Below are 19162 nucleotides of genomic sequence, written 5' to 3'. Positions count from 1 at the left end.
GGACGAACTGGTGATGCTGCGCGACACGGTGCGCCGGTTCATGGCTGCGCACGTGCATCCGATCGAGGAGACGCTGGGTCACGACGCGACAGGGCTGCCACTCGAACTGCTCGTCGAGCTGCAGGCGAAGGCCCGCGAGCTCGGGCTGTGGTCGCTGCAGACACCCACGGAGTACGGCGGCGCCGGGCTCGGCGTCCTGGGCCAGGTGGTGGTCGCCGAAGAGGCGGCGAAATGCCGGATGGGAGCATTCTTTCCGGCGCTCGGCGCTTTCGGGGGCAACCCGCCCAACATCATGTTCAAGGCGTCTTGTGAACAGTTCGAGAAATACGCCCGCCCGATCATCGACGGCACAATGTCGAAGGCCTACACCGCGATCACCGAAGCCTCCGGCGGCTCGGATCCGGCGCGGGCGATCCGGCTCAAGGCGACCAGGCACGGCGATGGCTACGTACTGAACGGCTCCAAGATGTGGATCTCACATGCGCCGGGCGCCGACTGGGGAGTGGTGTACGCGCGCACCGGCGAAGGGCGCGACGGTATCTCGGCGTTCATCGTCGAAAAGGACACCCCCGGTGTGACGTTCAGCCGGATTCCGGTGATGGCCTCCTTCGCGCCCTACGAATTGAATTTCGACAACGTGGCGATACCCGCGGAACAGCTGATCGGCGTCGAAGGACAAGGCTTCTCGATGGCCAGTGACTTCCTCATCCACGGTCGGATCATCTACGCCGCCGGGCCGATCGGCATCGCACAGAGCGCGCTGGACTTGGCCTGCCGGTGGGCGAAGGACCGCGACGTGTTCGGCGGAAAGCTCGCAGACAAGCAGGGCATCCAGTGGATGCTGGTGGAGAGCGAGGTGGAATTGCGCGCCGCGCGGCTCCTGATGTATCAGGCGGCGTGGAACGCCGATCTCGGACACAACGTCCGGGTGGATGCGTCGGTGGCCAAGATGTACGGGACGGAAGCGGCGTACCGGGTCCTGGACCGGTGCATACAGATCCACGGTGCGCTCGGCATCTCCACCGAACTGCCGCTGGAACGCTGGTTTCGCGATCTGCGCGTCAAACGCCTCGGCGAAGGCGCCACCGAAGTCCAACGCGAAGTCATCTCCCGGTCACTGTTGAGATAGTCGTAGAGATAGGAACAATGTGCGCTACAACCTGATGTTCCCGATGCGTGCGGTCAAGCACTGGAGCCGATGGTGCGAGGGTGCCACGATCGGCGATGTCGCGAAACTGGTCGAAGAGGCCGGCTTCGACGGTTTCTCGATGTCCGAGCACCCGTATCCCGACAAGACCTGGCTGGCCCACGGCGGCCACCACGCCTTCGACCCGTTCGTCTCGCTGAGCTTCGCCGCCGCCGCGACGAGCCGCATGCGAGTGATGACCTACATCCTGGTATCGGGTTACCGCAGCCCGTATCTGACGGCGAAGGCGGCTGCGAGCATCGATGTGCTCTCCGGCGGCCGCTTCACACTGGGCACCGGGGCGGGCTACCTGAAATCGGAGTTCGAGGCGTTGGGCGCCGATTTCGGCCGCCGCGGCGCGCTGCTGGATGAAGCCATCGGCGCATGGCGGGCGGCCTGGGCGGGTGACGACCACGAGGGCCCGGAGTTCGGGGTGAGTGGACACATCGCGCTGCCGCCACCTCTGACGACCGGCGGGCCTCCGATCTGGATCGGGGGCAACAGCGCAGCCGCGCAGCGCCGGGTCGTCGAGGTGGCCGACGGCTGGATGCCGATGGCTGCATCGGGCGAGATGGCTGCCATCACCCGCGCCCGCCCGCTCGAAGACATCGCGACCCTCGGCGACTGGATCGCAACCATCAACAAGCGGCGCGCCGAACTCGACCGGGCCGCGGCCGACGTGTCGTTTGTCCCGTTCGAGGCCGACCTGCTCGTCAGCGGCGACTGCGCGAAATTCTGCACGTCGGTGCAACCACGCCTGGGCGCCTACGCCGAGGCGGGGGTGACCTGGATTACCATCGAGCCGGCCAGCAGGAGCTTCACCGACTTCCGCACCGACATCGATGTGCTGGCGTCCCAGCTGATTCATCGCTGACCGCACGGAGGGATGGCGCAGCATGGCTCTACCCGACCTCGTCCTCGTCCACGGCGGCGAGCACGCAGCCGACTGCTGGGATCTCGTCCTCGCCGAAATACACCGTCAGGCACCGGAACTGCGCACTCTCGCAGTCGATCTCCCGGGTCACGGTGACAAGCCGGGAGACCTCGCGACCGCCACGATCGGCGAGTGGGTGGAATCCGTCGTCGCAGACATCGAGGCCGCGGGTCTGGGTGACGTCGTGATCGTGGGCCACTCGATGGCCGGGGTGACGGTACCCGGCGTCGTCGCCAAACTCGGTTCCTCGCGGGTGCGGGAGATGATCCTGGCCACCGCATTCGTTCCGCCGCAGGGCCTCTCCATCGCGGACACCCTCGGCGGTCCGTTGGCGGTCTTCGCCCGACATGCCGCACGAATCGGCAGGCCGATGAAGATTCCGGCTCCCGCGGCGCGGTGGGCGTTCTGCAACGGCATGACACCCGCACAACGCCGATTGACGCTGTCGAAGTTGTACGTTGAATCCGCTCGTATACCAGGCGAGCCCGTGGACCGCAGCACACTTCCCGAGGACGTCCCGCGCACCTGGATACTGACCACCCGCGACCGGGCGTTGTCGGTCAAGTCCCAGCATGCGAGCATCGCCGCGCTCGGTGGCGTGCAGGAGGTGATTCCGGTCGACGCCTGTCACGAGCTCATGTTCAGCCACCCCGTCCGCCTGGCGGAAGTCCTCGTCGAGCGGTGCCGGCTGCGGAGCGTCTAGGGCTGACCGGGCAACAATTCGACGAACAACCCTTCGGCGTCTGCGACCGTCACCGTCCCGTCGAGCAACCGTCCCGAGACGAATCGCTTACGCCCGTCGATCCGGTCGAGCGTCGCTTCTATCGCGAGCCTGCGCCCGATGGGAGTCACGCTGCGATAGTTGACGTGGACGTAGGCCGTTCGCGACAGTGGGCGGCCGCCACCGGCACTGAGCCGCCCGAGGATCTCGTTGAACAGCACGGCGTGGGCTCCCCCAGTCGCTGCGCCGTTGCCGCCCAGGTGATAACGGGCGAACGTGACGTGCGCACGCACGCGTGTTTCGGTCCATTCGTCGACGACGTGCGGCGGCAGAAACGGGTGTCCCCGCCCGGGCAGATCCAGCCGCGCACCCGCCGGGGCGTCGAGCGGCGCTACCTGATGAGCTGCCAGAGTGTCGGCGATGTCCGAAAGTTGCTCCAGCACAACGGCTCCGGTTTCCGAGGGCAGTCGGGCACCCACGAATCCGTCCTGCACCCGGCGGAGCTGCTCGACGAGGTCGGCGAAGTGCGGTCCGCCACGTTGCGGCATCGGTCCCTGATGCCGCCAATGATCGGTCTGTCCTGTATCGGTCACAACTCTCCTACGGTGCGCCGCCGTCGGCGTAAATGGTTTGGCCGGTGACGAATCCGCAGACATCGGACAGCAGGAAGGCGATCAGTGCCCCGATCTCGTCGGGCTGACCGGGTCGCTTCAATGCTGCGTCGAAGCCGAAGTCCTCGACCAGTGCGCGCTCCAGCGCTTCCTCGTACGGGTAACCCTTGCTGTCGGCGACATATCCCCGGATCGCGTGCAGAGCGTCGGTCTCCACCGCGCCGGGGGCGATGCTGTTCGCACGGATGCCGTCCTTGCCGTGCGTGCGGGCGATCCCCCTTGTGAACGTGGCCACCGCCGCCTTGAGGCTCGCGTAGGGCAGCCGCGGCTCGTGCGGCGAGCGCGCCGAGTACGCCGCGGTGGTGACGATTGCGCCCCGGGTGGCTGCCAGGTGCGGCAGGGCGGCCTGGACGCTGCGGGTGGTCGCCAGCAGCACGTCGCGGAACGCCTGCTCCCAAGCGTCGTCGTCGGAGTCGATCGGCATCATGCCGGCCGTGCCCATGGTGATCGCGATCCCGTCGAGCCTACCGAGGAGTGCCACGGCCTCTTCGACAGCGGCGACGGCCACGCCGGGCTGGCTGACGTCATGGACGAGGCCGTGCGCCGCCGCGGCGCCGATGTCCGCCACGGCGACTGCCGCGTTCTTCGCCTTGGCCTCGTCGCGTCCGATCAGTACGACGGCGGCGCCTTCGCGGGCGAGTGCCCGCGCGGCGGCCAAACCCATCCCCGCCGTGCCGCCGACGATGGCGTACCCCTTGCCCGCGATCCCCAGATCCACCGACCATTCCCTCCAAACATGACGCGACTGTCAGAAGATTACGCCATTTACACGCCGGGCGAAGTCACCGCGCGCGAAAATCTCCCTGCCGGTGGAATAGCATCGCGTCGCAGCCCTTCGGCAGGTGACACTACTGCCAGATTCAGGTGATCGCGCCTTCGATCTTCAGCTCGACGAGGTCGAGGTCGTCGAGTCCCAGTTCCCGCAGCACCTCGTCGGTGTGCTCGGCGAACATCGGCGCCCGGGTGAGCTGTGCGTCCGCCTCGTCGAATTTCACGGGATTGGCCACCAGCTTGCGCTTGATGCCGTGGACGTCCACCACGTCGGCGATGCGCCCGTTGGCGATCAGCGACTCGTCGTTGGCCACCTCCCAGGCGTCCTGCACGGGCGCCCACTGTCCGCCGAAGGAATTCAGCAGCCGCTTGCACTCATCGAAGGTCCTGGTGCCGATCGCCCCGGAAATCAGCCTCATCGCTTCGTCGGCGTGCGCCGCCAGCGACTCCAGGGATCCGAACCGCTCGTCGTCGGCGGCCCCGAACAGGCCGAAAAGGCGGCACAGCGGAGCCCAATATCGGGTCGGTTGCAGCATCGAAAGCTGAATGTAGCGGCCGTCGGAACAGCGATACGCACCGGTGAGCGGGTTGCCCGGCGCCTGTGTGCGGATGTCGATCTTGGGCAGCGGGCAGCCGTAGAGCATGGCGAGATTGACGCTGAACTGGTTGGCCCATGCTCCCACCGCCAGCAATGACACATCGATGACCGACGTCTGGCCCGTCGTCTGTCTGCCGTACAGCGCTGCGGCCACCGCGCCGGCGATGGTGATGCCCCCGATGTTGTCGCCGAAGCCCCCGGCGGGCATGCCCGTCGGCACTTCGGAGTCGACGGGCGTGACACCCTCGGCGCTGCCCGCACGGGCCCAGAACGCCGTCACGTCGTGCGCACCTGTCTCGCTGTCGGGCCCTTCGCTGCCGAAGCCACTGCCCGCGACGTAGATGATCGCGGGATTGATGCGCCGTATCTCGTCGAGGTCGATGCGGAGCTTGGCCCGTGCCTGGGGCAGGTGGTTGGTGAGGAAGACATCGCTGCGACGGACGAGTTCCTCGAAGACCGGTCGCGACTCGTTGAGCGCAAGCGAGAGGCCGACGCTGCGCTTGCCGCGGTTGGGCGCCTCGATCGTGGGTGCGAACGACACCCCCGGTGCGGTAGCGGACCGTCCCTGAACGCTGACCAGTCCGCGCTGCGCATCTCCGGTCACCGGGTTCTCGATCTTGACGACGTCGGCACCCCAGTCAGCGAGCACCGCACCTGCGGAGGGCACGAAAGTGAACTGGGCGACTTCGAGGACGCGCACACCGGTCATCGGCTTTTGCATTTAGCCCCACATCCATTTTGGTTGCCGGGCTGAATTCGTCCGGCGCCATATGCGCTCATGGATCCAAACCGACTCACCGATGCGACATTGACCGAAGACAGTATCAGTGCTCATCGGGCATGTCGAAGCGTGAAGCACATCGTCACATAGGTTACTAGGTAAGCATTGTCGTGCGAAGCGAACCGCACCGACTGACCGTGTCTCGACACCGCGCCTCCTACACCACAAAGTCGACAATAATGTGGTTCCGGCCACAGGCTAGGTACTAACGTGGTTATGCGTCAAGAACGTCAGCGATGGTCAGGGGTTGAAAGGATGGCGGACATGCCGACGCGGACAGGTGCGGGCCGGGCCGGGTCCTGGGGCACCGATTCGCCCGTGGGCCAAGAGCAGGCCAGGGAGCGACTGCTGGCCGCCGCTGATGCGTGTTACGCGGAGCGCGGGCCGACCCGCACGCGCATGAGTGATATCGCGAACAAGGCCGGCGTGCATCGCCGGACGGTCTACGACTACTTTCCCACCAAGGACGCACTGCTGGCGGCATCCTTCGTGCGCGCGATCAGCGCGGTCCTCGACGTCGCGGAACCTCATTGGCACACCGACGAACCTTTTTTGGAGCAGCTGGTGAACGCGACACTGGTCGGACTGCAGGCGGCGCGCGACTCCCCCGCCATGGCGCTGCTCATCAGTGAGGAGGCCCTCGGACGGACGTTCCGGGCCGCAGAGGCGTCCGAGGCCTGGCGGGAGAACCTCGCCGAGGGGCTCGGCCGACGTATCGAGGTGGCCATGTCTGCCGGCGAGGTTCGCGACGACGTCTCCGCCGACACCATGGCGCACTGGGTGACCCGCATTGCGTTCAGCCTCGCCGCCGAACCTGGCAGACCGGAGGACGGCGGCGACGAGGGGCTCATCCGCGCGTTCGTGCCTGCCTCCCTGGCTCCGCGGCGTGGCACGAGCTAGCCGCCGACCTTGGCGGCATGGATCATCTCGGCGATATCGACGAACTTGAGCCGCGGGCGCGACCCTTCGGCGCCACGCTTGCGTTCCGCGGCGTCTATCGCGCGCCAGCCCCGCCAGTCGACTGGATCGACGCCGCGGTCCTTGAGCAGCTCGCGTAGGGCCGCCCGGTCTTTCACCTCGCGAGACAGCTTGCCGTCGTCGTAGTCCGTCCACAGGTGGGCCACCGTCTCCTGTGCGCATGTCCGGTTGGTCCCGATGACACCTCTGGCCCCACGCTTGATCCACCCCGTCACGTAGGCCCCCGCCACGGGCTGACCGTCGTCGTCGATGACGCGGCCACGGTCGTTGGGCACGATGCCTTTCACTGGATCGAACGGCAGGCCTTCGACGGCAGACCCCTGGTACCCGATCGAGCGAAGGATCAGCGAGGTCTCGATGAGCTCGCCCTCTGCGTCGGGCGAGCCCGTGACGAGTCCGCCGTTCTCGTCGAGGCTGTTGCGCACGACGCGGAGTCCTTCGGCCCGCCCGTCACCGACCACCTCGACCGGCGATCTCAGGAACCGGAACACGATTCGCTTGTTCGCAGGCGACGGTTGTCGGCTCGCATACTCCCGCGCGATGTCCAATTTCAGCGTCGTCTCGACGTCGTCTTCGGAGTTCGCCTCCAACTCGTCGCTGTCGATCACGATGTCGATCCCGGGCAGGTGACCGAGGGCGAGGAACTCCCCCGCCGAGAACGCACTGTCCCGCGGACCGCGCCGGCCCAGGATGACCACCTCTCGGATCTCGCTGCGCGACAAAGCCTCCAAGGCATGTTGGGCGATGTCGGTCTGGGCGAGATCTTCCGGTGCCATCAGAAGTATCCGTGCCACATCCAGTGCGACATTGCCGTTGCCGACGATGACCGCACGGTCGGCTGACAGATCGAATTGACGGTTCACGTGGTCGGGATGGCCGTTGTACCACCCGACGAAGTCCGAGGCTGCATCATTACCCGGCAGATCGTCGCCGGGAATGCCGAGGTCCCGGCTCCGGGACGCACCGACCGCGTAGATCACTGCATGGTGGTGGGCCAGCAGGTCGTCGTGGCTCAGCTGGGAGCCCACCTCCACATTGAGGTAGCAGCCCATCCGCTGATTGCTCAACGCGGCGTCGAAGATGCGCGTGACAGATTTGGTGCGCTGATGATCAGGAGCCACGCCGGCCCTGATGAGTCCGAACGGAGTGGGTAGGCGCTCGAAGAGGTCTACTTCCACGCCATCGACCCGCAGCAGCTCACTAGCGGCGTAGCACGCCGCGGGGCCGGCGCCGACGATCGCCACCCGGAACGAACCGGCGGCGACGCCACCATGTTGGACCGCGGGGGACGAGACTGCCGGCGCCAACGGATGCCGCTGGAAATAGCTGGCGTTGATCTCGCGGAACCTCTCCTGGTCGGCAGGAAGATCCTCGTCGTAATAGATCGCGTCGACCGGGCACTCCTCCAGACATGCCCCGCAGTCGATACACGTCTCCGGGTCGATGTAGAGCATCTCGGTACCGACGAACTGCCCCGCTTCCCCCGCGGGACGGATGCAGTCGACCGGACACACCGGCACACAGCTGGCGTCCTTGCAGCAGTTCTGTGTGATCACGTAGGCCACGGCTGTCCTCTATCGGCAGGTAGGAGCATTCTGCTCGATCTAACATGATTTCTGACGCCATGTACATATTGATGGCGTGCTGATAGCCAGCAAACAATGGTGATTCGGGACAAATATCGGCAGTTGATGCGATGATCTGACGTTGGTGACCACAAATATTTGGAGTGCCGGGGAAGCGAGGCCAGCGTGACGGACGTCAACCGTGATCTGGGTGTGGTGCGTTACGAGCGCGACGGAGCGATCGCCCGCATCGTGCTGAACTGGCCCGAGCGGGCCAACGCGCAGTCCTCCGAAATGGTCGAGCAGGTCGATTGCTGTCTCGACGAGGCACGCCGGGACTACGGGGTCAAGGTGGTGATCGTCAAGGGCAGCGGTAAGGGCTTCTGCGCCGGACACGTGATCGCGCCCGACGCGTACCCCGAGTTCGCCGAGTCGCAGGCCAACATGGGCAGCAATTATCAGGGCAGCAAGGAGTTGTTCCTGTGGCCCACGCTGCGGTATTGGGAGTTCCCGAAACCGATGATCGCCCAGGTCCACGGTTACGCAATCGGCGGCGGCACGTACTGGGCGCTGCTGCCCGAACTCACCATCGCCTCCGACGACGCCTACTTTCAGATGCCGCTGGTGCCCGGTCTCGGCTTCGCCGGTGGCGAGACGATGATCGAGCCGTGGGTGTTTATGAACTACAAGCGCGCGGCCGAATACCTCTACACCGCGCAGACGCTGACCGCCGACGAGGCGCTGCGGATGGGCCTGGTCAATCGCGTCGTCTCCCGCGACGAACTCGAGCCCGTCACGGAGGCGTTGGCGGCCAGAATATCCCGTGCTCCGCTATCGACGTTGATGGCGACCAAGACCATGCTGGTCCGCGCGTGGGAGCAGATGGGCATGCGCCAGCATCTGCAGCTGTCGGCGGACCTGATGACGGTGCTGGAGCAGACCTCCGACGCGCAGGCGCTGCGCGCTGATCTGCTGGCCCGGGGCCGACTCCCCCGCCAGCAGGCGGACGAGCATCAGCGCGAGAGATAGCACGCGACGGCGCTGCGGATCGAGTCGTGGATCGGCGCAGGGTGCCGGTCGAGTTCGCGCTCGGCCTTGCAAGGCGTACATGCCCTTCAAGGGAGCTCTGCGGCCGCCCTGCCGCTATCGCAGGCCCGCCGGCCTGGGAAAATGTTTGGCGCGTAGTTCGGCTTTACGCACCTTGCCCAGGGAGGTGCGGGGCAGTGCGTCGACGATGACCAATCGCTCGGGTACCTTCTGCTTCGCCAGACCCGCGGCGGTGAAGTGGTGCCGCAACGCGGTGAGGTCCAGGTGCGCACCGGTTTTCACGACGACGACCGCTGCGACGACCTCCCCGACCCTGGCATCGGGCGCGGCCACCACCGCACCCTCGGACACCGCGGGGTGGGTGGCGAGCACGTCCTCGACCTGAGCCGACGAGATCGTCTCACCACCGCGGATGATGACGTCCTTGATGCGGTCGGTGATGGTGAGCCTGCCTTGGGCGTCGACGCGACCGAGGTCTCCGGTGCGGAACCATCCGTCGTCGGTGAAGACCTCGTCGTTGAGCAGCGGGTCGCGATAGCCGATGAACTGCTCCGGCCCGCGCACCACCACCTCACCGTCGACGTCGGCGGGTAACTCCACCCCGTCGGGGTCGAGGATGCGCACGACGGACCCTGGCATCGGCTTGCCGTCCGTACCCAACCGTGCCCAGCCGGGCTCGCCGGCGTGCACGCCGCTGACGGTCGGATGCTCGGTTGCGCCGTAGGAGCGGAACGTCGCGATGCCCGCCGCGGCAGCCCGTTCGCCGAGTTCCCGCGTCACGGGCGCGGCACCGACGAGGAACTCCCGGAGCGTCGCGAGTTCGCCTTCACCGCAGCCGAGTTCGAGGATGCTCTGCAGATGAGTGGGAACGCCCGCGGTCGACGTGACCTGGTAGTCGCGAATCACCTCGACTGCGCGCCGGGCGTCCCAGCGCTGGAGGAACACCGTCCGCGCTCCCGACATCAACGCACGCAACATACTGCCCACCCCCGCGATGTGGCCTGGCGGAAAGCTGACCAGCGACACGTCTTGTGGCTCGCCGGCGATCAGAGCCGGCATCGACGCCTGCTCGGCCAACACGGTGTTGTGTGTGTGCTGCACACCCTTGGGTGCCGAGGTGGTGCCCGAGGTGTACATCAGGAGGCACACGTCGTCGGCGTCGACCTCGGGTCGGACGTATTCGTCGCACGGAACCAAATCCGACCAGCTGAGCCATGGTGAAGGCCTCCCCGGCTCGGCGTCGACGAGGACGACGTCGACCACAGCGGAATCCACTGACGCAGCATTGGACTCGTCGGCGGTGATCAGCACCGAGGCCCTCGACTGGGAAACGATGAACCCCACCTCACCGGCTCGGTAGATGTGCACGATCGGCACCAGCACCGCGCCACTCAGCAGCACCGCCTGATAGGCGATGGCGCATTCCGGACGGTTGGTCAGCTGCACGGCCACCGCGTCGCCCGCGCGGACGCCGAGCCGCTGCAGAGCAGCCGCCAGCCCGACCGCGGCATCGTGGAGCTCGGCCACGGACGTCCTGTGCACCGAGTCGGCCGCCACGAAGTCGACCGATACCGAGCCGTGCTCGCGCGCGCCCGCTTCGAAAGCGTCGACACACGTCGTCGACGAGAACCAACCCTCCCGATACCACATGCTGCGTAACGCTGCATAGTCGAAGGACATCAGCGGTACCCACCCACCTCGAAGAACATTGTCAACTACGTTATTCCAGGGGTGCGCCGTCCCGGGCACGGGTTTGCGGGATCGTGGCAGGCGACGCCTCGTCATCGGTCCACAGCGCCCCATCGCCCGGCGAAGGCGCCACCGAAGTCCAACGCGAAGTCGTCGCCAGGGCACTGTCGAAATAGTTATATAGTTATCTAGCTGTCGGTGAATGGGAGTCACGTGCGCTACAACCCGATGTTCCCGATGCGGGCCGTCAAACACTGGAACCGGTGGTGTGAGGGCGCCACGATCGGCGATGTCGCACGGCTGGTGGAGGACGCGCGCCTGGCACAGTTCCTGCTCGAGCGGTGCCGGTTGCGCGGCTGAGGGCCTGACGACCCGGCAGGTAAATGGTTGACGAAAGGTTCTTGAACCCAATGGCATTGCAACCCGGCCCGTCAGTCGGCCATCGGCGAATCCCGTGATCTCCGTGCCGACGTGCTTCTTCGTCACCGACGGCGAACACTATGTGCCAACCCCGTTGGCGCGAGGACCGTGGGGCCCGTCACTCAGCGGTAACTACATCGGCGGGTTGCTCGGGCGTGCGGTCGAGCGGGAAGTCGACGACGATCTCGACATGCAGCCGGCCCGGCTGACGGTCGACCTGCTCAGGCCGGTGGCGTTGCAGCCCGTGCAGCTGCATTCGTCGGTCGTGCGTGACGGCCGCCGACTTCGACTGGTCGACGCGGTCATGACGCAGAACGACGTCATGGTGGCACGAGCCAGCGCCTTGTTCCTTCGCCGCTGCGAGCAAACCGTGGACAGGGTGTGGACGTCACCCGTCACAATGCCCGCGGTCCCGGCTGAACCCGACGAGTTGGCTGATGATCTGCCCATGGTGTTGCGTTCATACGGTCGCGACCCGGTCGAGGGCAGTCCGGGTGTCGGCGTCACCGAGTGGCGACACGACGGGCAGAAATTCGCGTGGCTGCGGGAGACGAAGCTGCTCGTCGACGACGAGCCACTGTCGCCCTTCACCCGCGCCGTCATGGCCGCAGACGTCACCAGTTCGCTAACCCATTGGGGCACTGCTGGACTGCAGTTCATCAACGCCGACTACACGGTCACACTCAGTCGGTTGCCCGAAGGTGTCTACATCGGTTTGGCATCGGTGACGCACTACAGTCACGCCGGAGTCGCCACCGGCGTTGCGGCGCTGTTCGACGAAGCCGGACCCATCGGCAGCGGTCTGGCAACCGCATTGGCGAACCCCGGCTTCACGCCACCGCCGTCCATGGTGTCAACCTGACCGACGCCAGCGGTGCCGACCAATTCCGGCTCAGGTGATGGCTCCATCGATCTTCAGTTCGGTCAGTGCGCAGTCGTCGATGCCCAGCTCCGTAACACCTCGTCGGTCTGCTCGGGCGATCAGCGACCCGTCGTGGGCGACCTCCCAGGCTCCTGCACCGTGGCTCACTGGCCGCACTGCCGATTCAACGCCGCCATCGACGGAATGCTGTTCGGCGGTGTGGGTCAGAGCGGCTCAGGTGGACATCACGGCAAGACCGGGTCGCCGCCCTTCAGCCACTATCGCACCGGCTGCGAATCCCGCCTGCCAGGCGCTATGACCGCGCTCCTGGCGCCGCCGACCTGGCCGCGAGTTGATGCGGTCATGAGCTGGGCGGCGCGCGAACAGGCAGTTCGAATACGCAGGCGGATCGAGCGATACCGACGCGACAACTCGGCAGGACCGCAGCGCGGACACGAGGCATATCCCAGCTGCGGTCGTCACCGCCCCCGAAACTCGGTGGCGCGCCGCTCCCGAAAAGCACGCACACCTTCCCTGAAGTCATCCGTACCGATCAGGGCCACCTGCCCCTCGGCTTCAATTGCCTGCACCGCCTCCAGCTGGTCGAGCGCAGCCGCTGCCAATGCGCGCTTGGTCCAGCCGAACGACAGCGTCGGCCCCGCTGCAACCGACTGCAGTACGTCTTCGAGCACCGCCTGATAGTCGTCCTCGCCGGTCAGGTACGAGATCATCCCCCAGTCGAATGCCGTCGCCGCATGGATTTTCTCGGCGGTCATCGCCATCCGTGTTGCCCGCGCCCGGCCGATCAAGCCAGGCAGCAGCGCGCTTGCCCCGCCGTCGGGCATCAGGCCGACCTTGCTGAATGCCAGCTGGAAGAACGCCGACGGCGCGGCCACCACCAGATCGCACGCCAGTGCCAGCGGGCAGCCGAATCCGGCTGCGGCGCCATGCACTCCGGCGACGACGGGCTTGGGCAGCGCGACGATAGCGCGCACCACCCGGTTGGCCGCCTCGGCGGCACCGGCGGTGTCCCGACCGGTCAGGTCGCCGCCCGAGCAGAACGCGCGTCCGAAGCCGGTCAACAGGACGGCGCGAACCGAGTCGTCGACCGCGGCGGCGCCCAATCGAGCCGCGAGCTCGTCGAGCATCGGAGTGTCGACGGCGTTGAGCTTATCCGGCCGATCCAACCGGATCCGCAGGACCGCGCCGTCCTGCTCAACTGAGATGCCGTTCACCGCAACGCTACAAACCCAGATCGCGACCGATGATGTCCTTCATGATCTCGGTGGTGCCACCGAAGATGGTCATGATTCGGTTGTCCATGTAGTCCCGGGCCACCCGGTACTCGGTCATGTATCCGTAGCCGCCGTGCAACTGGACGCAGCCGTCGATGACCTTCTTGGCGGTCTCGGTGCACCACCACTTGGCCTTGGATGCCTCGACCGCGGTGAGTTCACCGTCTACCACTGCCTGCAGGCACCGGTCGATGTACTGCTCGCCGATCTCGAGTTCGGTGTCCATCTCCGCCAACAGGAACCGGTTGTGCTGGAAGTTGCCGATCGACTGACCAAAAGCCTTGCGGTCCTTGGCATATTGCAGAGTCTGCCGGAAGGTCTCGCGCGCTCCTGCGATGGCGGAGATCGCAATGGACAGCCGCTCCGACGGCAGGTTGTGCATCAGGTGATAGAACCCGCGCCCCTCTTTGCCGAGTAGGTTAGCCGCCGGAACCCGGACGTCCTCGAAGAACAGTTCGGCGGTGTCCTGGTAGTGCAGTCCCATCTTGTCGAGCTTGCGGCCGCGCGTGAAGCCCTCCATGCCGTCCTCGACGACCAGCAGGGTGAACCCCTTGTGGCCGGCTTCGGGATCGGTGCGACACACCACCACGACGAGATCGCAGTTGATGCCCGAAGAAATGAATGTCTTCGAGCCGTTGACGATCCAGTCGTCTCCGTCGCGGACAGCGGAGGTCTTGATGCCGGCCAGATCGCTGCCTGCCCCAGGCTCCGTCATGGCGACGGCGACGATCAGCTCGCCGCTGATGATGCCGGGGAGCCAGCGCTTCTTCTGATCGTCGTCGGCAAGCCCGGAAAAGTACGGGCCGACCACATCGTTCTGCAGGCTCAGCGACGGAGCGGGCCCGCCGTAGCGCGCGATCTCCTCGTCGATCACGGCATTGAACCGGAAATCGTCGACGCCGCCACCGCCGTACTCCTCGGGCATGTTGAACCCGATCAGGCCGTACTTGCCCGCGGCGACATACGCCGAGCGGTCGACGATGCGATCGCTCTCCCACCGCTCGGCGTTGGGCACGAGCTCACGCTCGATGAACTGCCTGACGGTGTCGCGGAACGCTTCGTGTTCGGCGTCCAGAACAAGTCGCTTCATCTGTCTGTCTCACTCTCCGTACAGTCGACGCATCTCGTCGCCGACCCTGCCCGACATCCGCGAGACAACCTGGGCCCCGCGCCTTCTGAGATCCGTATCCGGAACCGGTAACACCACGGCCCCGGTTGTCCTCGACGGTAGCAACACCTTCGCGGTCCCGCGCGTGGTGGCCTCGTCGCGCTGGCTGGTGGCCGAGACGTCGAGTGAGACGACGTCATCGGCGTTCTCTCCCTTGGCCGTCACCTTGCCGGCGCAGCGGTGGACGTCCCCGTGGTAGTTGAACCCGCGCAGCTGGAGATCCAGCTCAGCCAGCCAGCCGTCGTCACCGATCCAGTTCGTCAGCAGGTGACTCACCCACGCCGCGCGCATCTGGCCGTAGTCGTAGGGCGCCGGGATGCCCAGGGCCTGTGCCCGCGCGGCGTCCCAGTGCAGCCGCTGAACGACGTCGGGGACGCCGTACTCATCTGGTTGGTAGAACGCGGGCATCCGCTTGCGCAGTTGGTGGGCGAACTTCAGCGGCCCGACGCCGTAACCGCCCCAGCCCCAACCCATGTGCATGGAGATGATGTCGACGACGGTCAACGGGCCCTTGATGATTCCAGGCAGCTCGTCGCCGACGGACACGTCCTCCCACCACTGCGGGTCTGCGCCGCGACGCTGCTCCGCCTCGTACTCGGCCTCGACCTGGTCGAGTTCCTCGGCGGTCCAGTGTTTGCGCTGGATGTCCTTGAGCTTGCCGGACTTCTTGGAGCCCTGGCGTTCTGCGTTGATGTAGGACTCGTCGCGGGTGGCGATCGGGTTGCCGTCGGTGTCGACGTACAGGTAGCGGAAGGTCTCCTTGACCGAACGCCCACCGGAGAATTCGCTTTCCTTCACTTGGACGTCGAGCGTGTAGTTCTCCACCAGGACCGGTCGTCCCGCGTAGATCGGTCGGTACCACGTCCACTTCACACCCGAGTAGTACTTGCCCGTGCCACGGAACAGACCGCGGAACAACTTCTTGCGCTCCGGATCGGTGAACTTCGGGGTCTGATCCAGGCCTGTCGTGATCGGGAATGTGGGTGGAGCGATCTGCCCGTGCCAGCGGGTGGACGGTCCATAGGTAGGGTCGTAGAACAGTGGGTTGTCGTCGCCGCAGCCGAAGGCGAAGTGTGTGATGGCGTCGGCGGAGGGGAGCTTGTTCCACGCCTCGTCCCGCTGAAATACCGGGATGCCGATCTGCGCCCTGGCCCGTTCGATGTCCTCGTCGGTGATCCGGCCCTCTTCGGCAGCGGCGTCGGCGCCGGACTTCTCGGTGGCGGTCACTGGTTCTCCTAGAACTTCAGCATGGCGCCGGCGTCGACCTTGAACTGCAGGCCGGTTACGAAGCGGGATTCGTCGGAGGCAAGGAAGCAGACCGCGTTCGAGACGTCCGAGGCTTCGACGTACGGCGTGGGCATGGCCTGCATGGCTGGGAATGCCAACAACGCGTCCTCGCGGGTCGGTGATTCCAGGTCAGGCCGGAACTGCCGGTACATCGGCGCACTGTTGAGCATGTCGGTGTTGACGTTCGTGGGATGAATGACGTTGGCGCGGATGGATTGTGGCGCCAGCTGACCCGCAAGCTGAAGGGTGTAGGAGTCCACCAGCTGCTTGGCGTAGCTGTAGCCCGCCCCGCCCGGGCCCTGCGGACCGGCCGCCCCGGGCGGCATCTTGGACGCGATGAGCCCGGCGACCGACCCCGTGGTGATGATCGACGCGCCCTCCTTGAGGTAGGGCAGCGCGGCGTGCACCGTGTTGACCACGCCGACGAAGTCGACGTCGAACGCGTCGGCGAAGGCTTGCACCGGGAGCCCGCCCCCCAGCGGGCAGATGCCCGCGTTGGCCACGACCACGTCGAGCCGGCCGCCGAATTCCGCCACGGCGTTGGCGAGTTCGCGGGCCAGCGCCGAGCGGTCGCGGACGTCGACCTCGGCCGTGTAGGCCTTGCGGCCGGTCTTCTCCACCTCGAGACCGGCTTCTTCGAGATCGCGCGACGTCGCGAGCGGGTACTCGTTGGTCTCGATGTCGTGACAGATGTCGAAGAGGATGACGTCCGCCCCCTCCTCGGCCAGCTTGACCGCGTGGCTGCGGCCCTGACCGCGCGCCCCCCCGGTGACTAGAACCACTTTGTCCTGTACGCGGCCCATTTCAGCGTCCCTTCCATACGGGTTGACGTTTCTGCGCGAAGGCCAACGGGCCTTCCATGGCGTCTTCGGATTCCAGCAACGCAGTGAATTCGCGTGTAGTGCGGTCCCACTTGGGTTCCTCGGTGGCGATGATGTCACCGTCGGCGCCGTATGCCACCCGCTTGCTGGCCTGGACCGACAGCGGTGCGTTGACGGTGATCCGCTCGGCCAGCGCCAGTGCGGCCTCGACCACGGCGCCGTCGGGTGCTACCTGGTTGATCAGGCCCCAACGCAGCGCGTCGGCAGAGGACATCGGCTCCCCGGTGAAGATCAACTCCAGTGCAACCTTGCGCGGCAGTTGCTCGACGATCCGGAACACCCCTCCGGCCCCTGCCATCAGTCCACGCTTGACCTCCGGTAGCCCGAAACTGGCGCTCTCGCAAGCGACGACGAGATCACTGGCCAATGCCAGCTCGGAGCCACCCCCCAGCGCAGTGCCGTTCACCGCGGCGATGGTCGGCTTGTCGATGAAGTGGTGCACATACCCGGCGAAGCCCCATTCCGGGTGCTCGGCGTGGTAGAGGTTCTCGCCGCGCGAAACGGCCTTCAGATCCGCCCCGGCGCAGAACGACTTGTCCCCCGCACCAGTGATGACCACGGCCCACACGTCGGGATCGCCTTGGGCTGCAGCCAGCGCATCGCCGACCGCCGTACTGACCGCGCCGTTGACGGCGTTTCGTGCCTCAGGCCTGTTGATGGTGATCAGGGCGACGTTGCCTCGCCGCTCGACGAGCGCCGCGGGGTTCGTCATGGTGTCTGTCATGAAATGCCTTCCTTTCCATTGCCATTGCGTGATCCGGTTCCGGTGTCGAGTTGCTCCACCATCGCAAGCAGTTGACGACGGTCCACCTTCAGAGCTGCGCCTCGGGGCAACGCGTCGACGACGAGGACGCGGGCGGGCACCTCGTAGGGAGTGAGTGTCGCGCGGCAGTGCTGACGCAGGGTCTCTTCGTCGGCGTACTTGCCCGGGCGTAATTCGACGGCAGCGATTGGGATCTGGCCCAACCGTTGATCCGGGATGGGGGCCACGGCGGCGTCGGCGACGGCCTGATGCGCGCGCAGTGCGCGGATCACGGTTTCCGGTGCCACCTTGAACCCGCCGCGCACGATGACGTCGTCGGCGCGGCCGTCGATGTAGAGGAACCCGTCGACGTCCAGGTGCGCCAGGTCGCTGGTGGTCACCCAGGTGTCGCCCGACCCGCCGGCTTGCAGCGTCGCGACCTGCAGCCTGCCGGTCTGATCGGCTGCCAGCACGGTGCCCTCGTCGTCGACGACCCGCAGCCGGACCCCGGGGAAGGCGCGACCGACGCTGCCCTTCTTGTCGGCCCAGCGCGCGTGGAAGTCCTTGACGGTCCATCCGGCCACCGCGCCGGAGAATTCGGTGGCGCCGTACACGACCAGAATTGGTATGCCGTAGCGGTCAAAGAACGCGTCGACCAGTTCGGGGTCGACCGGGCTGGTGCCCGCGTTGATCGCGCGGATGCTGGCCAGATCCTCGGCCGGGATGTCGGTGTCGAGCACGGATCGGATGGCCGCGGGGGGCAACCCGGCGACAGCGGGCCGGTGCTCTTTGACCGCGGCGTGCCAACCCGGCACCGTGAAACGGTCGAGCATGGCGACCGGACGCGCCGCCACCAGTGATTGCAACAACGACCACAGGCCGCCGATGTGCACGATGGGCAGTGTTACCAGGCCCACGGTGCCCGACAGCGCCGGCCTGGACCGCGACTCGGGTCGTTCGTTGTGCTGCAACGCCGCAGCGAGGGATGCCTCCAATTGCGTACGGGTCAGGGGGATGCGTTTCGGGGCACCGGTGGTGCCCGATGTCAGCATCTCGATGGCGACCGAGTCATCTGCGGGTTCACCGTTCGACACGTCCGTCGTCGCCCAAGTGCGCATGTCGAGGTGACCGGGGTCCAGGCTCCAGCCGGTGGCTCCGAGGTCGGCGACGGCGTCGGCGAAGACCTGTTCGGACCACAACGCAGACGGCGCGAGCACGAACGGCGCAGCCGCCGCAGTCAGGTCGGCGCTGAGCCGTTCCGGGGGTTGCAGCGGACTGACGGTCACCAGCGTGCGTCCGCCGCGGAAGATCGCGATCAGCGCGGCGACGGACTCCATGCGGTTGGTCAGCACGACCGCGACCCGGCCAGTCGGGCCGCACCCGGCGGCGGTGAGCTCCCGGTCGATGAGATCGACCAACGCCCGCACCGAACCCCAGGAGACCCAGTGCCCGTCGCACTGCAGCATGCGCGCGTCGTCGTCGGCATCCCAGAGTCGCCCCAACGCCTCGCTGATGGTGGTCATGGTCACTTCCGAATCGATTCGTGTGGCGGTCGCCGTTCTCCTG

At 66.4% G+C, this 19162-nt stretch carries 19 protein-coding genes; 7 read left to right on the top strand and 12 right to left on the bottom strand.

Annotated features, from left to right (window positions below; all coding sequences use genetic code 11):
* Nucleotides 1-13 precede the first annotated feature (13 nt).
* From G6N49_RS02580 to G6N49_RS02570, 3 genes are read left to right on the top strand one after another with little or no spacing between them, the layout of a single operon-like run.
* Nucleotides 14-1129 (top strand): acyl-CoA dehydrogenase family protein, encoded by a 1116-nt coding sequence (locus G6N49_RS02580; RefSeq protein ID WP_083044794.1) that lies wholly within the window; start codon nt 14-16, stop codon nt 1127-1129.
* Nucleotides 1130-1163: 34 nt separating this feature from the next.
* Nucleotides 1164-2060, top strand: a complete 897-nt coding sequence (locus G6N49_RS02575; RefSeq protein ID WP_179967818.1) for a TIGR03619 family F420-dependent LLM class oxidoreductase — start codon at nt 1164-1166, stop codon at nt 2058-2060.
* A gap of 22 nt (nt 2061-2082) precedes the next feature.
* The gene (locus tag G6N49_RS02570; protein WP_083044734.1) at nt 2083-2823 is read left to right on the top strand and encodes an alpha/beta fold hydrolase; all 741 of its coding nucleotides are present in this window, start codon (nt 2083-2085) and stop codon (nt 2821-2823) included.
* Here G6N49_RS02570 and G6N49_RS02565 read toward each other — a convergent pair.
* The 3 genes from G6N49_RS02565 to G6N49_RS02555 form a co-directional block, all read right to left on the bottom strand.
* Nucleotides 2820-3389 carry a hypothetical protein gene (locus G6N49_RS02565; RefSeq protein WP_083044735.1) on the bottom strand — a complete coding sequence of 190 codons (570 nt, stop codon included), beginning with the start codon at nt 3387-3389 and terminating at the stop codon, nt 2820-2822. The two genes, G6N49_RS02570 and G6N49_RS02565, sit on opposite strands and share 4 nt — an antisense overlap.
* A 52-nt stretch (nt 3390-3441) precedes the next feature.
* Nucleotides 3442-4218 carry an SDR family NAD(P)-dependent oxidoreductase gene (locus G6N49_RS02560; RefSeq protein ID WP_041925347.1) on the bottom strand — a complete coding sequence of 259 codons (777 nt, stop codon included), beginning with the start codon at nt 4216-4218 and terminating at the stop codon, nt 3442-3444.
* 154 nt (nt 4219-4372) lie between these two features.
* Nucleotides 4373-5602, bottom strand: a complete 1230-nt coding sequence (locus G6N49_RS02555; protein ID WP_083044736.1) for a CaiB/BaiF CoA transferase family protein — start codon at nt 5600-5602, stop codon at nt 4373-4375.
* A 324-nt stretch (nt 5603-5926) separates the two neighbouring features.
* Here G6N49_RS02555 and G6N49_RS02550 point away from each other — a divergent pair, with 324 nt between their 5' ends.
* Entirely contained in the window at nt 5927-6562 is a 636-nt protein-coding gene (locus G6N49_RS02550; protein WP_225892041.1) for a TetR/AcrR family transcriptional regulator, read from the top strand.
* Here the strand turns inward: G6N49_RS02550 and G6N49_RS02545 are convergent.
* Nucleotides 6559-8205: an FAD-dependent oxidoreductase gene (locus G6N49_RS02545; protein ID WP_083044737.1), complete on the bottom strand. Its 1647-nt coding sequence runs from the start codon at nt 8203-8205 to the stop codon at nt 6559-6561. The genes G6N49_RS02550 and G6N49_RS02545 overlap by 4 nt on opposite strands.
* 186 nt (nt 8206-8391) lie before the next feature.
* Between G6N49_RS02545 and G6N49_RS02540 the strand changes: the two genes are divergently transcribed.
* Nucleotides 8392-9234 carry an enoyl-CoA hydratase-related protein gene (locus tag G6N49_RS02540; protein WP_083044795.1) on the top strand — a complete coding sequence of 281 codons (843 nt, stop codon included), beginning with the start codon at nt 8392-8394 and terminating at the stop codon, nt 9232-9234.
* 114 nt (nt 9235-9348) lie between these two features.
* Here the strand turns inward: G6N49_RS02540 and G6N49_RS02535 are convergent, their stop codons facing one another.
* Nucleotides 9349-10932, bottom strand: a complete 1584-nt coding sequence (locus G6N49_RS02535; RefSeq protein WP_083044738.1) for a class I adenylate-forming enzyme family protein — start codon at nt 10930-10932, stop codon at nt 9349-9351.
* 207 nt (nt 10933-11139) lie between these two features.
* Here G6N49_RS02535 and G6N49_RS02530 point away from each other — a divergent pair, with 207 nt between their 5' ends.
* Nucleotides 11140-11301 (top strand): hypothetical protein, encoded by a 162-nt coding sequence (locus G6N49_RS02530; protein ID WP_235679483.1) that lies wholly within the window; start codon nt 11140-11142, stop codon nt 11299-11301.
* A 103-nt stretch (nt 11302-11404) separates the two neighbouring features.
* Nucleotides 11405-12223: a thioesterase family protein gene (locus G6N49_RS02525; protein WP_083044796.1), complete on the top strand. Its 819-nt coding sequence runs from the start codon at nt 11405-11407 to the stop codon at nt 12221-12223.
* Between the two features lie 30 nt (nt 12224-12253).
* On the opposite strand, the gene G6N49_RS02520 is transcribed toward G6N49_RS02525, so the two are convergent.
* The 7 genes from G6N49_RS02520 to G6N49_RS02490 form a co-directional block, all read right to left on the bottom strand.
* Nucleotides 12254-12391 carry a hypothetical protein gene (locus G6N49_RS02520; protein WP_163647390.1) on the bottom strand — a complete coding sequence of 46 codons (138 nt, stop codon included), beginning with the start codon at nt 12389-12391 and terminating at the stop codon, nt 12254-12256.
* Between the two features lie 311 nt (nt 12392-12702).
* A complete protein-coding gene (locus tag G6N49_RS02515) occupies nt 12703-13458 on the bottom strand; it encodes an enoyl-CoA hydratase-related protein (protein WP_083044739.1) in 756 nt (251 codons plus the stop codon).
* A gap of 7 nt (nt 13459-13465) precedes the next feature.
* Entirely contained in the window at nt 13466-14608 is a 1143-nt protein-coding gene (locus G6N49_RS02510; protein WP_083044740.1) for an acyl-CoA dehydrogenase family protein, read from the bottom strand.
* Between the two features lie 9 nt (nt 14609-14617).
* Nucleotides 14618-15913 carry an FAS1-like dehydratase domain-containing protein gene (locus tag G6N49_RS02505; protein ID WP_083044741.1) on the bottom strand — a complete coding sequence of 432 codons (1296 nt, stop codon included), beginning with the start codon at nt 15911-15913 and terminating at the stop codon, nt 14618-14620.
* Nucleotides 15914-15921: 8 nt separating this feature from the next.
* Nucleotides 15922-16776, bottom strand: a complete 855-nt coding sequence (locus tag G6N49_RS02500; protein ID WP_083044742.1) for a mycofactocin-coupled SDR family oxidoreductase — start codon at nt 16774-16776, stop codon at nt 15922-15924.
* 1 nt (nt 16777) lies between these two features.
* A complete protein-coding gene (locus G6N49_RS02495; protein ID WP_083044743.1) occupies nt 16778-17578 on the bottom strand; it encodes an enoyl-CoA hydratase-related protein in 801 nt (266 codons plus the stop codon).
* On the bottom strand, nt 17575-19119 hold the full coding sequence (locus G6N49_RS02490; RefSeq protein WP_083044744.1) for a class I adenylate-forming enzyme family protein: 1545 nt from the start codon (nt 19117-19119) through the stop codon (nt 17575-17577). The genes G6N49_RS02495 and G6N49_RS02490 overlap by 4 nt, the downstream gene beginning before the upstream one ends.
* Nucleotides 19120-19162: the final 43 nt, after the last annotated feature.

The sequence above is a fragment of the Mycolicibacterium monacense genome (assembly GCF_010731575.1).
Taxonomy (GTDB): Bacteria; Actinomycetota; Actinomycetes; order Mycobacteriales; family Mycobacteriaceae; genus Mycobacterium; species Mycobacterium monacense.
The sequence above is the reverse complement of the archived record's forward strand: the minus strand, read 5'-3'. Positions and strand labels throughout refer to the sequence as shown.